The following is a 14,080-nucleotide window of genomic DNA, read 5'->3' on the forward strand; positions in this document are numbered from 1 at the left end:
CTGCGCGGCGTTGCGTTAGTGCATCGGGTGGCAGGATTATCAGGCGGTGAAAAGGACGTTTATTAGCGCCAGCGTTATATCAAAAAAATGGAAAAAATAATGAATCCGCGCGAATTGAAACCGTGCTCAATAAAGTCCGGAACGCCATTCTTGCCATGCGTCCCTGACTTATGAGACACCTCAGCCATAACAACTACCTCTGGCTGGTTGTTATTATTAGCGGTTCGACAGCCGCGGCGGGGAAAAAACCAGCTGGAAACAGGTACATCGGGCTGAAGCAACCGCCGCAACAGCAGACGAGGTAGAAGCCTGGGCGTCGGTATCGGCGGCACAGGCATCAGCGCCTACGCCTCCGTCAACGCCGCGGACGGCCATGAGAAAGGCAATGGCCTGCCCCACTCCGAAACCGCTCTCGGCGCCGGTCACCGCCTCGCGCACCCGGCGACCGGACATGCCGCAAATTAATCCACCAGCAGGCGCAGCATACGACGCAGCGGTTCGGCCGCGCCCCAGAGAAGCTGGTCGCCGACGGTAAAGGCGGAGAGATACTCCGGCCCCATATTCAGCTTACGCAGGCGGCCAACGGGCGTTTTCAGCGTACCGGTCACGGCGGCGGGGGTGAGTTCACGCATGGTCACTTCGCGATCGTTAGGCACCACGTTGACCCACGCGTTATGCGCCGCCAGCATTTGTTCAATATCATGCAGCGGCACGTCTTTTTTCAGTTTCAGCGTAAAGGCCTGGCTGTGGCAACGCAGCGCGCCAACGCGCACGCACAGACCGTCAACGGGGATGGTCGCGGCCGGTTGCAGAATTTTGTTGGTTTCCGCCTGCCCTTTCCATTCTTCGCGGCTCTGGCCGTTCTCCAGCTGTTTATCGATCCACGGGATCAGGCTGCCCGCCAGCGGCACACCGAAGTTGTCCGTCGGCAGCACGCCGCTGCGGCTCATCTCAGTGACCTTACGTTCAATATCCAGAATGGCCGACGCCGGGTTTTGTAGATCGGTCGCCACGCCATCGTGCAACATGCCCATCTGGCTCAGCAGTTCGCGCATGTGGCGCGCGCCGCCGCCGGAAGCCGCCTGATAAGTGGCCACTGAGGCCCACTCAACCAGGTTGCTGGCGAACAGCCCGCCGAGCGACATCAGCATCAGGCTGACGGTGCAGTTGCCGCCCGCAAAGGTTTTGATGCCCTTTTCCAGGCCCTGACGGATAACGTGATGGTTAACCGGATCGAGGATGATAATGGCATCGTCCTGCATACGCAGCGTTGAGGCGGCATCAATCCAGTAACCCTGCCAGCCAGAAGCGCGCAGTTTTGGATAGACTTCGGTGGTATAGTCACCGCCCTGACAGGTGATAATGATGTCCAGCGCCTTCAGGGCGTCAATATTGTAAGCATCCTGAAGCACGCCCGCCGCCGTACCGCCGAATTCCGGCGCGGCCTGACCGTGCTGAGACGTTGAGAAAAATACCGGGCGAATGACGTCGAAATCACGCTCTTCGCTCATACGCTGCATCAGCACGGAACCCACCATACCGCGCCAGCCGACCAAACCCACTGATTTCATGTTGTACCTGCTTCAGACGATACGCGCAGTTTTTTCCGGCATCGTGCCTGAAAACGGGCTGCGTCAGTCGCATCTGACCTGTTAGAGTAAATAGAATAAGAAAACGATCTGCATTTACCTTACAAAATGCAGCAGAAGTGGCAAGTGAATTAAATCGATTAACAGCGTTTTTTTAGCAGCGCTGCTTATAATCTGATGCAAACCTGATAATTAAGAGAATAATTACAATGACTGAAATGATTTCGGCAACAGTATTATTGTTGCTGATAATGGATCCGCTGGGCAATTTGCCGATTTTTATGTCGGTTTTAAAGCATCTGGAGCCAAAACGTCGTCGGATGGTGCTTATCCGCGAAATGTTGATTGCCCTGGTGATCATGCTGCTGTTTCTCTTTGCCGGAGAAAAAATTCTCGCCTTTCTTAATTTGCGTACGGAAACGGTGTCGATTTCGGGCGGCATCATTCTGTTTTTAATTGCGATAAAAATGATTTTCCCCTCCCAGGAAAGCAGCAGCAGCGGGCTGTCCGCCGGTGAAGAACCCTTCCTGGTTCCGCTGGCGATCCCGCTGGTTGCCGGGCCGTCGTTGCTGGCGACGCTAATGCTGCTGTCGCATCAGTATCCCGACCAGATGTCTCATCTGGTTGGCGCGCTGCTGATTGCATGGGGCGCCACGGTGATTATCCTGCTGCTTTCCGGGCTGTTTTTGCGGCTGCTGGGAGAGAAAGGGGTGAATGCGCTGGAGCGGCTGATGGGACTGATCCTGATTATGTTAGCCACGCAGATGTTTCTTGACGGCATTCGCGCTTATCTGAAGATTTAAGGTTCATCGCGCATCCCTGCGCTCGACGGCCAGCGTCTGCGAACAGCCTCTCCCTGCCGTTGCTTGTTAAAGCCGTTGGCCTCAGAAGAGCCGGGACGGATTTACGATGTCCCGGCAGGCTGCCCCTCAACGACGCCGTTCGCCCGTGCGCGACAGGATTACGACAGCAGCGTAAACGCGATCATCCCGACCAGCGCGCCGCTGGTGCCAAGCAGCGTTTCCATTATCGTCCAGGTTTTCAACGTTTGCCCTTCCGTGGCGCCGGTGAATCGGCCAAACAGCCAGAAACCCGCGTCGTTAACGTGGCTGACCACGATAGAACCGCCCGCGATGCAGATCGACAGCGCCGCCATCTGCGCGCCTGAATAGTGCAGCGGCTCGATAACGGGCATGATCAGTCCAACGGCAGTCAGACAGGCGACCGTCGCCGATCCCTGAATAATCCGCACCGCCGCCGCAAGAATAAAGCAGGCGAGCGCCACCGGCAGTCCCGCGCTGGTCAGGGCATTGCCCAACGCCGGGCCAACGCCGGAATCCACCAGCACCTGCTTAAATACGCCACCGGCGCCGATCACCAGTAAAATGATGCCCGCTGGTTGCAGCGCGCTGCCGCAGATCGCCATCACCCGCTCTTTATCCATTCCCTGCCGATACGCCAGCCCGTAAATCGCCACCAGGCAGGCCACTAAAATGGCGATAAACGGATGACCGACAAACTCCAGCCACTGATAAAGCGTGCTGCCCTGCGGGGCGAAACGCGCGCCGATGGTTTTTAAACCCACCAACACCAGCGGAAACAGAATCAGCGACAGGCTGAAGCCAAACGACGGCAGCGTGCTCTCTTCAAATTCAGGATGGTGCGTATCTTCAGGCAACGTAAAGGTCACCCGGCGGCTGATAAAACTGCCGAACAGCGGCCCGGCGATCAGCATACCCGGCAGCGCCGCGCACAGGCCAAGCAGGATCATCCAGCCGAAATCAACGTGCATCTGCGAGGCCAGCAGCATTGGCGCCGGGCCGGGCATCAAAAAAGCGGCAGACGCAGCGACACCGGCAAACAGCGGGATTACCAGCTTCACCAGATTGTCATTGGTTCGACGCGCGACGGCAAAGGCGATGCTGATCAACAGCACGATCGCCACTTCAAAAAAGAGCGGCAGCGCGCAGATCAGTCCGGCGATGCCCATGGCATAGTGCGCACGGTGTTCGCCAAAGGTTTTCAGCATTTTAATGGCTATTTGATCGACCGCGCCGGTCTCATGCAAAATCTTGCCGAACATCGCGCCAAGCGCCACCACAATGGCTAAAAAGCCCAGCGTGCCGCCCATACCTTTTTGCATGGTATCGGCAATTTTATCCAGCGGCATGCCGGAAAAAACGCCGGCGCCGACCGACACCAACATCAGGGCAAGAAAAGCGTGCATACGTGCTTTCATGACCAGAAAAAGCAGCAGCAGAACGGAACCCGCCGCCGTTAAAACCAGCGTTGCCGTTGCCATTACGCCCCCGGATTGACCACATGGTCGATGGTGGCAATCGTTTCGGCCACAACCTCGTCCAGCGTTTGTGCAATATCGACTACCAGCACGTTCGGCTCATCGTCGCCCGGCGCTTCCAGCGTTTCAAACTGGGTAACCAGCATCTGCGGCTTAAAGAAATGGCCTTTGCGCGCGCGCAGGCGTGCTTCGATAGTATCGAAATCACCTTTCATGTAGATGAAAGAGAGGTTCTCATTGCCTTTACGCAGAATATCGCGATAGCGCTTTTTCAACGCAGAGCAGACGATCAGCGACACCGCATTGGTGCGCTGCATGGCGAAGGCGGCATCATTAATGGACTCAAGCCACGGCTGGCGATCGTCATCGTTCAACGGATGGCCGGCAGCCATTTTCTCAATATTGGCGCGAGGATGGAGAAAATCCCCATCGAGAAAAGCGGCTTTAAGCTGCCAGGCCACAGCGCTGGCAACGGCGGATTTGCCGCTTCCTGAAACGCCCATCAGCACAAAAACGTGGTGGGACGACGGGGAGGTGTTCATATTTTCTGCTCCGCAAAAGGTTGAGAAGAGGCGTCAACGCGATTTGTTATCGGTAACATTGTCTGGATGCGTGCCATGCAAGGCAACACCTGTGCAAGAAAAAGGTGGTATCTGTGAAGCGCTTCAAAAAAATGGCAATTTCAGACCAGGCAGGCACATTTCGTCAAAATGATGCCGGATAGCCTCAGATGCTGCCGCCTTCGGAAATGGCAAACCCCACGTCTACGGGCCGATCGGGCACCTGTTCCCCGCGGATGCGCGCCAGCAAAAGCGTGGCGGACTCACGCCCCATCTGCTCGCGCGGCGTGATCACCGTCGCCAGCGGCGGCGTCATCACCTGGGTGATATCGTGACCGTGAAAGCCCGCGATAGCCATATCTTGCGGCACGCGAAGCCCCTGTCGCTGACATTCGAATATCGCGCCCACCGCCAGGTCATCATTGGTGCAGAACAGGCTGTCGGTTTGCGGATAGCGTTTTTGCGCCTCTTTTAACAGTTGTCCGCCGAGGGAGAATGACGAGGCATCCTCAATCATTACGCTGTGCGGCGTTCGCCCCGCTTCGCGCATTGCCCGTTCGTAACCCTGCTGCTTAAGTAGCGTACGCTCATCAAGGCGCGCGCCGAGGTAGACGGTATGGTGATGGCCGCGTTTCAAAATGGCCTGCGTCATCTGCCGGGCAGCCTCAACGTTATCGAAGCCGACCGCCATATCCAGACAGGGCGATACGCTGTCCATCATCTCCAGCACCGGGATCCCGGCGGTTTCAAGCATTTTCAGGCTGCCCGGCGTGTGGGTGCGCTCGGTGAGGATCAGTCCGTCAATGTTCCAGCCCAGCAGCGAGCGCATCTGCAACTCTTCTTTTTCTGCGCTGTAACCGAAATGACCGAGCATGGTCTGATAGCCCGCCGCGTCGGTGACCGTTTCGATACCGCGCAGTACGTCGGCAAACACCTGGTTGGTCAGCGATGGCAGCAGCACGCCAATCGCCCGACTGGTGGAATTGGAAAGAATATCGGGCGCGCGATTAGGAATGTAGCCCAGCGCGTCCAGCGCCTCGGCGATGCGGCTTCGTAGCGCGGCGGAAACCTGATCGGGGTTGCGCAGATAGCGGCTGACGGTCATTTTTGTGATGCCCACGCGATCGGCAACGTCCTGTAATACCGGTCTTTTCTTCTTCATCGTCATGTCAGGTGAGGGAGAGATAAAGAGAGTGTAACAAAAAGGGCGCGGCTTGCCGCACCCAAATCGCAGGGATCAGACAGGAGGCAGATCGAACAGCAGAATTTCCGCCGCGCTGTCGGCGCTGATGTGCAGATGAGGTTCGTCCCAAATGGCAAATGCATCGCTGGTGGAAGCCTGCTCGCCGTTGACCATTACCTCGCCTTTTACTACCTGAATCCAGATACGGCGGTTGGCCGCCACCTCAACGGCTTCGCTTTCACCCGCCATGAACGCCCAACGGGAGAGCGTCATATCCTGAAAAACCTTCAGCGAGCCCTCGCGCTCGTCCGGCGAGAGCACCCACTGCCGCCCATGCACGTCATCAAAGCGGCGCTGCGCGTAACGCGGTTCAAGACCGGTTTTATCAGGAATAATCCAGATCTGATAGAGATGGAGCGGCACGTCTTTGCTGGCGTTGTATTCCGAATGACGCACGCCGGTGCCCGCGCTCATGATCTGAAATTCACCTGCCAGGATCTGTTCCTGATTACCCATGCTGTCCTGATGTTCAACGGTGCCGGAAAGTACATAGGTCAGGATCTCCATGTCTTTGTGCGGATGCATGCCAAAGCCCTGGCCGCCGTCAATAACGTCTTCGTTGATGACGCGCAGCGCTGAAAACCCCATAAAATTGGCATCGTAGTAATCTGCAAAAGAAAAGGTATGGTAACTGTCAAGCCAGCCATGCCTGGCATGGCCGCGTTCGTGTGCTTTTCGCTGGTAAATCATATTCAATTCTCCTCAATGTTTTCAGAGAGTCTGAACCTGAGAAGCCAAGGAAGATAGCGGAGAAAACTGTTTCCTCCGTTCAAAATATTCGACAGAAAGTGAACGTGAAGGCAAAAAAAAAGCCAGCACCCGAGCTGGCTAAAGTATTACTGGAAGCAATGTGAGCAATGTCGTGCTTTTCCGACAGGTCCGTGAAGCCCGTGACGAAATCGCATGACAATAATAATCATTATCATTCTCGCCTGTAAAGTCTTTATTAAAACTTTTTTCAGGCAAAGCCCCTTATCTTACAATGGATTACGTGAAACTCCCCGTCTCCAAAGGCGGTTAACGTGTTGATAAGAGGCGAACCTTTTACTCAGTATCCGGCGGTCATATCCTCAACCGTACGCGGATCCGATGCGCCATAGAGCGCGCCGTCAGGCCCAATCATAATGCTCTGCGTGCTGCCCATCGCCGGCTGCACTTTCACATGCTGCCCTTTCGCCTGAAGCAGTTTCAGCGTGTCGGGACTAAAACCCTTCTCAACGCGCAGTTCGTCCGGCAGCCACTGATGATGAAAACGCGGTGCATTGGTAGCTTCGGCGACGTTCATCCCAAAATCGATGCTGTTAACCACCATTTGCAGCACGGTAGTGATAATACGGCTGCCGCCCGGACTGCCGGTAACCAGCCAGGTTTTACCGTCTTTCGCGACGATGGTGGGCGACATTGATGACAGTGGGCGTTTCGCGGCCTCTACCGCGTTCGCCTCGCCGCCAACCAGGCCGTACACGTTTGGCGTACCCGGTTTGGCAGAGAAGTCATCCATCTGATTATTCATCAGAATGCCGCTGTCGCCCGCCACGATGCCGCTGCCAAAGTTGGTGTTCAGCGTATAGGTGACGGCAACCGCGTTGCCCTGTTTATCCACCACGGAAAAGTGCGTGGTCTGGTTGCTTTCATACGGCGCCAGCTTGCCCGGTTTGATCTCTGAGGAGGGGCGCGCTTTCGCCAGGTCAATCTGCTGCGCCAGCGATTTCGCATAGGCTTTGCTGGTCAATGCCTGCCAGGGCACCTTCACAAAATCAGGATCGCCAAGATATTCGGAACGGTCGGCGTAGGCGTATTTTTCCGCCTCAGCCATCGTCTGAATCGCATCTGCGCTGCCGAAGCCCATTTTCGCCAGGTCAAAATTCTCCAGAATATTAAGAATTTGCACGATATGGATACCGCCAGATGAGGGCGGCGGCATCGAGAAGACTTCATAACCGCGGTAGGTACCGCTGACCGGCTGGCGTTCAACCGCGCGATAGTGAGCTAAATCCTCTTTGCTAATCAGCCCGCCGTGCGATGCCATTTCAGCCGCAATCTGACTGGCAATCTCCCCTTTGTAAAACGCGTCCGGCCCCTGCTTCGCAATCAGTTCCAGGCTGTGCGCCAGGTTACGCTGCACCAGCGTTTCGCCGCGTGCATAGGACGCGCCGTCCTGTTTGTAGAAAATGGCTTTGCTGTTCGGATGCTGCACCAGCACCTCTTTGCCATAGACGTTCAGATCGTCTGCCAGCGCCTGGTTCACCACGAAACCTTTACGGGCGAGGTTGATTGCAGGCTGGATCAGGCGACTGAGCGGCAGGGTGCCGTACTCTTTGTTAGCCAACGCAAAGCCTGCCACGGTGCCCGGTACGCCGGACGCCAGATGAGAGGTCAGCGATTTTTTGCTGTCGGCGTTGCCCTGCGCGTCAAGGAACATGTCGCGGCTGGCACGCGACGGCGCCATTTCGCGGAAATCGATCGCAGTCGTGCGGCCGGATGCGGTACGCAGCAGCATAAAACCCCCGCCGCCCAGGTTTCCGGCCTGCGGATGCGTGACCGCCAGCGCGTATCCTACCGCAACGGCGGCATCCACCGCGTTGCCGCCCTGCTTAAGAATATCGACGCCGACCTGCGTCGCCAGCCCGTCAACCGAGGCGACCATGCCGTGTTGCTCTTTAACCGGATGGAATGTGTCCGCCTCAACGCCATAGGAGACCGCCGGCGCAGCCACCGCGCTCTGCCAAAAAAACAGCGCCACCGTCATCAGCGCTGTCATTCTCCCCGCCGTACCGTATTTTCTCATTGTTACCTCTCGTCAGGTTTGTTTACGAATGTGTAACACGAACGGCCCGTGGAGTGGCGAAGAAATTCTAAAAAGGCGAGATGTTACGCAAATTCAGCACACTCCTGGGGCCAGAAACCGCGCCTGGCTTATACTTGAATCAAGCAAAATGGAGGGTAGAAAATGAAATGGTTAATTATTTTTGCTGCGCTGGCGCCGCTGGGCAGCATGGCAAATACGCTTAACAGCACTAACGATCCGAACCGCCCCGGCTACAATCCGAGCACCCAGCGGATGCAGTCGCAAATGCAAACACAACAGACTCAGCAGAAACGCAAGCTGCAACAGGATCAGCAGCAGCAGACACAGGATATCCAGCGTAAGGCGCAGGAGCAGCGCGACAGCGCCCCGCAACGCGTGCTGAAGTCTCAGCCGGGCAGCAACACCACGCCGCCCGTGCAGCAGAACAACAATCAGCCGTAATCAGCTAAAATCCGGGCCCATTATGTCGATGCGGTCGGTACAGATTGCATCGACGCCCCAGGCCAGCAGCTTTCTGGCCCGCTCCGGACGGTTTACCGTGTAAGCCAGAATACGTAACCCCTCTGCCTTAAGCTGCGCCACGCGCGCTTCGGTCAACACCTTGTGATTGACGTGTACGGAAACGCAGGCCAGTTCCCGCACCCGCTGCGGCCACTCTTTTTGCCACTCATGCATCAACAACCCGCGTGGAAGCGACGGCGCAGCGTCTTTTGCCGCCGCCAGCGCCTCAACGGAAAAAGATGAGAGCAGCGGCGGCGTTTGCGCCTGCCACAGATCGCAGGCCGCCAGCGCCACAAGGCGTCCCGTTTCCGCGTCCAGACCGTGGGTTGGCTTGATTTCAATATTCGCCATCATCTGCCAGCGTGCGCAGCGTTCCGCCACGTCGGCAAGCAGCGGCAGGCGCTCATCAATAAAGGCCTTACCAAACCAGCCGCCCGCGTCGAACTGCCGGAGCGCTTGCCACGGCAGTTCCCCGGCCACGCCGCGGCCGTTGCTGGTTCTGTTTAACGTATCGTCATGCAGCAGGAATATCTCGCCATCTTTCGAGAGTTTCGCATCAAACTCAATCATTTTATGGCCAAATTTAGCGCCTGTATCAATAGCCGCTAAGGTGTTTTCAGGCGCTAACTTGCCGCCGCCGCGATGCGCGACGATGCGTGGGTAAGGCCAGGCTTTATTCGTCATTCGAGCCGTTGTCCGTGTTGTGTATCGAAGAAATGCAGCGCGTCGGCCGCAAGGTGTAACCACAGCGTTGAGCCAATGGCGGGGCGATTAACGTGCGGCAGGCGCACCACCAGCGGCTCGCTGCCCCAGCGGCCATGCGCCAGATTGTCGGCGCCGAGCATTTCCAGCGTCTCCACCACCAGCGGCACGCCGCCTGCGGCTTGTGTGGAGAGGCTAATATGCTCCGGTCGGATACCCAACGTCAATTCACGTCCTGCCAGGCGCGGCTTCGCTTCCGGCAGCAAAAGCGAAAAATTATCCGTCAGCAGCAGATGCGTCCCCGCCTCGTTCATCCGGCCTTGCAGCAGGTTCATCGACGGCGAACCGATAAATCCCGCCACAAAGCGCGTTGCCGGGCGCTCGTAAATCTCAACCGGCGTACCCAATTGTTCCAGCACGCCTTTATTCATCACCATCACCCGCTGCGCCAGCGTCATCGCTTCCACCTGATCGTGCGTGACGTACAGACTGGTAGTGTTCAGGCGACGATGCAGTTGTTGAAGCTCCAGCCGCATCTGCACGCGCAGCCGTGCGTCAAGGTTCGACAGCGGCTCATCAAACAGGAACACGGCAGGCTCACGGACGATGGCGCGTCCCATCGCCACGCGCTGGCGCTGGCCGCCGGACAGCTCGCGCGGAAAACGATGCAGCAACGCCTCAAGTTCAAGGCTGCGCGCCGTCTCCAGCACCCGTTTTCGAACGTGCGCTTTACCCATGCCACGGATCTTCAGTCCCCAGGCCATATTTTGTTCAACGTTCATGTGCGGATAGAGCGCATAATTCTGAAACACCATCGCAATGCCGCGATCTTTCGGTTCCAGCTCGGTCACGCGCTGGTTATCGATATAGATATCGCCGCTGGTCACCTGCTCCAGCCCGGCGACCATGCGCAGCAGCGTGGATTTGCCGCAGCCGGACGGCCCCACCATCACCATAAACTCCCCGTCGCGGAGGGTGACGTCAAACGGCTGAATAATAGTCTGCTTGCCGTCGTAGGATTTCGTGACTGCCTGAAGCGTTACGCCCGCCATATTATTTCTCGCTCTCTACCAGCCCGCGAACAAAGGCGCGCTGCATCACTAATACGATGACGATGGGCGGCAGCATGGTCAGCAGCATCGCCGCCATCACCAGATTCCACTGCGTTGAGCCATCGCCGTTGCCGATCATGCTGCGGATCCCCGCCACGGCGGTGCCGAGCCGGGTTTCATTAATAATTAACAGCGGCCACATGTACTGGTTCCAGCCGTAGATAAAGGTGATAACAAACAAGGCCGCCAGGTTGGTTTTCGACAGCGGCAGGACGATATCGCGGAAGAAACGCATCGGGCTGGCGCCGTCAATGCGCGCCGCTTCGACCAGCTCGTTGGGCAGCGTCATAAAAAACTGACGAAACAGAAAGGTCGCGGTGGCCGACGCCATCAGCGGCAGCGTCAGCCCGCTGTAGCTGTCGAGCATATTCAGATGAGAAATCACCTCAACCGTGGGAAAGATCCTCACTTCAACCGGCAGCATCAGAGTGATAAATATCAGCCAGAAAAACAGCGTGCGCAGAGGAAAGCGAAACCACACCAGCGCAAAAGCCGAGAGGATAGAGACCGTAATTTTCCCTGCGGTAATGCTCAGCGCCATGATGGCGCTGTTCAGCAGCATCACACCAAACGGCGCGCTGTTCTGCGCCACGCCGTTGCGCCAGATGGTTACCACGTTGTCCCACAGATGGCGGCCAGGGATCAGCGTCATCGGTACCTGGAAGACCTCGCTGTTATCCAGCGTGGCGGCCACAAAGGCGATATAGAGCGGGAACAGTACCGTCAGCGCGCCCAGCAACAGCATGATGTGACTGAAAATATCCAGCCCGCGTCGGTTCTCAATCATTGGTAGCGCACCTTTTTCTCGACGTAGCGGAACTGAATTACCGTCAGCACAATCACCAGCAGCATCAGCACCACTGACTGCGCGGAAGAAGAGGAGAGATCCAGCCCGGCGAAGCCTTCCCGATAGATTTTGTAGATAAGCGTGGTGGTGGACTGCACCGGCCCGCCGCCCGTGGCGGCATCGATAACCGGGAAAGTGTCAAAAAAGGCGTAAACCAGATTGACCACCACGAGGAAGAACCCGACCGGCGCAATCAGCGGCAGCGCAAGGCGGAAAAAGCGCCGCACCGGCCCGGCGCCGTCGATGGCTGCCGCCTCAATCAGGGATTTGGGAATCGACTGTAGCGCGGCAAAAAAGAACAGAAAGTTGTAGCTCATCTGCTGCCAGACAGAGGCCAGCACCACCAGGAACATCGCCTGCCCGCTGTTTTGCGCGTGGTTCCAGTCGTAGCCCAACGCGCGAAGAAAGTGGGTGATCAGGCCCAGCCCCGGACTGAACAGAAACATCCACAGCACCGCCGCTACCGCAGGCGCGACCGCATAAGGCAGCAAAAACAGCGTCTGGTAAACGCGTTTGAGGCGCAGAACATAATCCACCAGCGCGGCGAAGAACAGCGACACCATCAGGCCAATAACGGTGACCAGCCCGCTGAACACCAGCGTGGTCCAGAACGCATCCAGATAGTATTCATCGCCCGCCAGACGCTGGAAATTTTCCATGCCGACAAAGCTACTGGAGAGGCCAAAGGGATCCACGCTCTGCACCGAATACCACAGCGCCTCGCCCGCAGGCCAGAGGAAGAAAATAAAGGTGATCGCCAGCTGCGGCAGCACCAGCAGATAAGGCAGCCAGCTAACACGGAATACGGGACGAGGAGAAGACATGGTATGGCTCTGCATGGCTGACGTTAAAAAGCGGGGCGCGCGGCCCCGTACGGTGAGGCTGATTACTTAACCGTCTGTTCAAAGCGGCGCAGCAGCGCGTTACCGCGAGAAACGGCATTATCCAGCGCGGCCTGCGGTGTTTTTTTACCGGTCCAGACGCCTTCCAACTCTTCATCAACCACGGTGCGGATCTGCGGCATATTGCCCAGCCGCATCCCTTTGGTGAAAGCCAACGGCGGCTTGTTCAACATCTGCCGCGTTGCGGTATCGGCACCCGGATTTTTGTCATAAAAACCCTGCTGGCGCGTCAGCGCATAAGCCGCCGTGGTGATCGGCAGATAGCCCGTCTTTTGATGCCATTCGGCGGCGATTTCCGGCTGCGCCAGGAACTGCATGAATTCGGCCACGCCCTTGTAGGTGCTGGCGTCTTTGCCTTTCATCACCCACAGGCTGGCCCCGCCGATAATGGCGTTTTGCGGCGCGTTCGGTACGCTTTCGTCGTAAGGCATCATGCCAACGCCGTAGTTGAATTTCGCGTAGTGGCGAATGTCGGCCAGCGAGCCGGACGAGGCGGTGGTGATGCCGCAGTCGCCGTTGTAAAACTTGGCGGTGGACTCATCTTTACGGCCGAAGTAGGTGAATTCGCCCTTCCTGTTCATGTCCGCAAGCAGTTGAATATGACGCACCTGAACGGGTTTGTTAAATTCCAGTTCGGCGTCATTGCCGTCAAAGCCGTTGTTTCTGGTCGCCACCGGCAGACCATGCCAGGCGCTGAAGTTTTCAATCTGGATCCAGCCCTGCCAGCCGCTGGCGTAGCCGCAGTTCATGCCCGCTTTACGCAGCGCGGCCGCGTCTTTTTCCAGCTCCTGCCAGGTTTTCGGCGGCTGTTCCGGGTCAAGTCCCGCTTTTTTAAAGGCGTCTTTGTTGTAATAGAGCACCGGCGTGGAGCTGTTGAACGGCTGAGAAATCAGATGGCCGGTTTTGGAATCGCTGTAGTAACCGGCAACCGTCGGCACAAACTGTTTTTCATCAAAGGCGATGCCCGCATTTTTGAAGACGTCATACACCGGCACGATAGCTTTCGACGCCATCATCGTCGCCGTACCCACTTCGTAAACCTGGAGGATGGCAGGCGCTTTTCCTGAACGCACCGCGGCGATCCCGGCGGCCAGGCTCTGCTCATAGTTGCCTTTATAGGTGGGAACAATCCTGTAATCGGGATGGGAGTCATTGAAGCGTTTTGCCAGCGAATCGACCTCAACGCCCAGTTCGCCTTCCATCGAATGCCAGAACGGAATGTCAGTCGCGGCCAGCGCGTGTCCGCTCAGCGTGAGACCCAGTGCAATACAAAGTGCAGTACGACGAAATGAGAACGATGCCATTTTCAGATTCCTGTGCCTGGTGTGATTTCTTCTTGTTCGCCAGGTAACATGACATGTGAAAATGACGGAAAAATAACGCTTTTGTGACGGAAAAGTGACGAAAGAAAGTCATTAAAAAGCGGCAGCCGCTCGCATCAGAATCCGGCCTGTCAGGGAACAATAAGAGAACAAACAACACCCAGACTTATTATTCACAGAGATAAAGGCAAGCG

13 protein-coding genes are annotated in these 14,080 nt (G+C 56.9%); 2 read left to right on the forward strand and 11 right to left on the reverse strand.

Going from position 1 to position 14,080, the window contains the following annotated elements:
- Positions 1-461 precede the first annotated feature (461 nt).
- Positions 462-1,571 carry an aspartate-semialdehyde dehydrogenase gene (gene asd, locus FA91_RS17175; protein WP_034917663.1) on the reverse strand — a complete coding sequence of 370 codons (1,110 nt, stop codon included), beginning with the start codon at positions 1,569-1,571 and terminating at the stop codon, positions 462-464.
- Between the two features lie 227 nt (positions 1,572-1,798).
- Between asd and FA91_RS17180 the strand changes: the two genes are divergently transcribed.
- Positions 1,799-2,392 carry a YhgN family NAAT transporter gene (locus tag FA91_RS17180; RefSeq protein WP_034917665.1) on the forward strand — a complete coding sequence of 198 codons (594 nt, stop codon included), beginning with the start codon at positions 1,799-1,801 and terminating at the stop codon, positions 2,390-2,392.
- 158 nt (positions 2,393-2,550) lie between these two features.
- Here FA91_RS17180 and gntU read toward each other — a convergent pair whose 3' ends face one another.
- The 5 genes from gntU to ggt all read right to left on the reverse strand — a co-directional run bounded on the left by gntU (position 2,551) and on the right by ggt (position 8,452).
- Positions 2,551-3,891 carry a gluconate transporter gene (gntU, locus tag FA91_RS17185; RefSeq protein WP_034917667.1) on the reverse strand — a complete coding sequence of 447 codons (1,341 nt, stop codon included), beginning with the start codon at positions 3,889-3,891 and terminating at the stop codon, positions 2,551-2,553.
- Entirely contained in the window at positions 3,891-4,430 is a 540-nt protein-coding gene (gene gntK, locus FA91_RS17190) for a gluconokinase (protein ID WP_034917669.1), read from the reverse strand. Before gntK ends, gntU begins: the two co-directional genes overlap by 1 nt.
- Before the next feature lie 184 nt (positions 4,431-4,614).
- Positions 4,615-5,610 carry a gluconate operon transcriptional repressor GntR gene (gene gntR / locus FA91_RS17195; RefSeq protein ID WP_034917672.1) on the reverse strand — a complete coding sequence of 332 codons (996 nt, stop codon included), beginning with the start codon at positions 5,608-5,610 and terminating at the stop codon, positions 4,615-4,617.
- 75 nt (positions 5,611-5,685) lie between these two features.
- Positions 5,686-6,381, reverse strand: coding sequence for a pirin family protein (locus FA91_RS17200; protein ID WP_034917675.1), 696 nt, complete (start codon positions 6,379-6,381; stop codon positions 5,686-5,688).
- A gap of 358 nt (positions 6,382-6,739) precedes the next feature.
- Entirely contained in the window at positions 6,740-8,452 is a 1,713-nt protein-coding gene (gene ggt, locus FA91_RS17205) for a gamma-glutamyltransferase (protein WP_231566780.1), read from the reverse strand.
- A gap of 189 nt (positions 8,453-8,641) precedes the next feature.
- On the opposite strand from ggt, the gene FA91_RS17210 reads away from it, so the two are divergent.
- On the forward strand, positions 8,642-8,941 hold the full coding sequence (locus FA91_RS17210) for a DUF2756 domain-containing protein (protein WP_034917680.1): 300 nt from the start codon (positions 8,642-8,644) through the stop codon (positions 8,939-8,941).
- Here FA91_RS17210 and ugpQ read toward each other — a convergent pair whose 3' ends face one another.
- The 5 genes from ugpQ to ugpB all read right to left on the reverse strand — a co-directional run bounded on the left by ugpQ (position 8,942) and on the right by ugpB (position 13,868).
- Positions 8,942-9,685, reverse strand: coding sequence for a glycerophosphodiester phosphodiesterase (gene ugpQ / locus FA91_RS17215; protein WP_034917683.1), 744 nt, complete (start codon positions 9,683-9,685; stop codon positions 8,942-8,944).
- Positions 9,682-10,755 (reverse strand): sn-glycerol-3-phosphate import ATP-binding protein UgpC, encoded by a 1,074-nt coding sequence (locus FA91_RS17220; RefSeq protein ID WP_034917686.1) that lies wholly within the window; start codon positions 10,753-10,755, stop codon positions 9,682-9,684. Before FA91_RS17220 ends, ugpQ begins: the two co-directional genes overlap by 4 nt.
- A 1-nt stretch (position 10,756) precedes the next feature.
- Positions 10,757-11,602, reverse strand: coding sequence for a sn-glycerol-3-phosphate ABC transporter permease UgpE (gene ugpE / locus FA91_RS17225; protein ID WP_034917688.1), 846 nt, complete (start codon positions 11,600-11,602; stop codon positions 10,757-10,759).
- Positions 11,599-12,486, reverse strand: a complete 888-nt coding sequence (ugpA, locus tag FA91_RS17230; RefSeq protein WP_034917691.1) for a sn-glycerol-3-phosphate ABC transporter permease UgpA — start codon at positions 12,484-12,486, stop codon at positions 11,599-11,601. Before ugpA ends, ugpE begins: the two co-directional genes overlap by 4 nt.
- A gap of 62 nt (positions 12,487-12,548) precedes the next feature.
- On the reverse strand, positions 12,549-13,868 hold the full coding sequence (gene ugpB, locus FA91_RS17235) for a sn-glycerol-3-phosphate ABC transporter substrate-binding protein UgpB (RefSeq protein WP_034917693.1): 1,320 nt from the start codon (positions 13,866-13,868) through the stop codon (positions 12,549-12,551).
- Between the last annotated feature and the right edge of the window lie 212 nt (positions 13,869-14,080).

It is taken from the genome of Erwinia sp. 9145 (genome assembly GCF_000745075.1).
GTDB classification, from domain to species: Bacteria; Pseudomonadota; Gammaproteobacteria; order Enterobacterales; family Enterobacteriaceae; genus Erwinia; species Erwinia oleae.

Bases quoted from the DNA above. Each gene is read 5' to 3' on its own strand.
- ugpB (WP_034917693.1), bottom strand. From the start codon at position 13,868: ATGGCATCGTTCTCATTTCGTCGTACTGCACTTTGTATTGCACTGGGT.
- asd (WP_034917663.1), bottom strand. From the start codon at position 1,571: ATGAAATCAGTGGGTTTGGTCGGCTGGCGCGGTATGGTGGGTTCCGTG.
- ugpA (WP_034917691.1), bottom strand. From the start codon at position 12,486: ATGTCTTCTCCTCGTCCCGTATTCCGTGTTAGCTGGCTGCCTTATCTG.
- FA91_RS17220 (WP_034917686.1), bottom strand. From the start codon at position 10,755: ATGGCGGGCGTAACGCTTCAGGCAGTCACGAAATCCTACGACGGCAAG.
- FA91_RS17180 (WP_034917665.1), top strand. From the start codon at position 1,799: ATGACTGAAATGATTTCGGCAACAGTATTATTGTTGCTGATAATGGAT.
- ggt (WP_231566780.1), bottom strand. From the start codon at position 8,452: ATGACAGCGCTGATGACGGTGGCGCTGTTTTTTTGGCAGAGCGCGGTG.
- gntU (WP_034917667.1), bottom strand. From the start codon at position 3,891: ATGGCAACGGCAACGCTGGTTTTAACGGCGGCGGGTTCCGTTCTGCTG.
- FA91_RS17210 (WP_034917680.1), top strand. From the start codon at position 8,642: ATGAAATGGTTAATTATTTTTGCTGCGCTGGCGCCGCTGGGCAGCATG.
- ugpE (WP_034917688.1), bottom strand. From the start codon at position 11,602: ATGATTGAGAACCGACGCGGGCTGGATATTTTCAGTCACATCATGCTG.
- gntK (WP_034917669.1), bottom strand. From the start codon at position 4,430: ATGAACACCTCCCCGTCGTCCCACCACGTTTTTGTGCTGATGGGCGTT.
- FA91_RS17200 (WP_034917675.1), bottom strand. From the start codon at position 6,381: ATGATTTACCAGCGAAAAGCACACGAACGCGGCCATGCCAGGCATGGC.
- gntR (WP_034917672.1), bottom strand. From the start codon at position 5,610: ATGAAGAAGAAAAGACCGGTATTACAGGACGTTGCCGATCGCGTGGGC.
- ugpQ (WP_034917683.1), bottom strand. From the start codon at position 9,685: ATGACGAATAAAGCCTGGCCTTACCCACGCATCGTCGCGCATCGCGGC.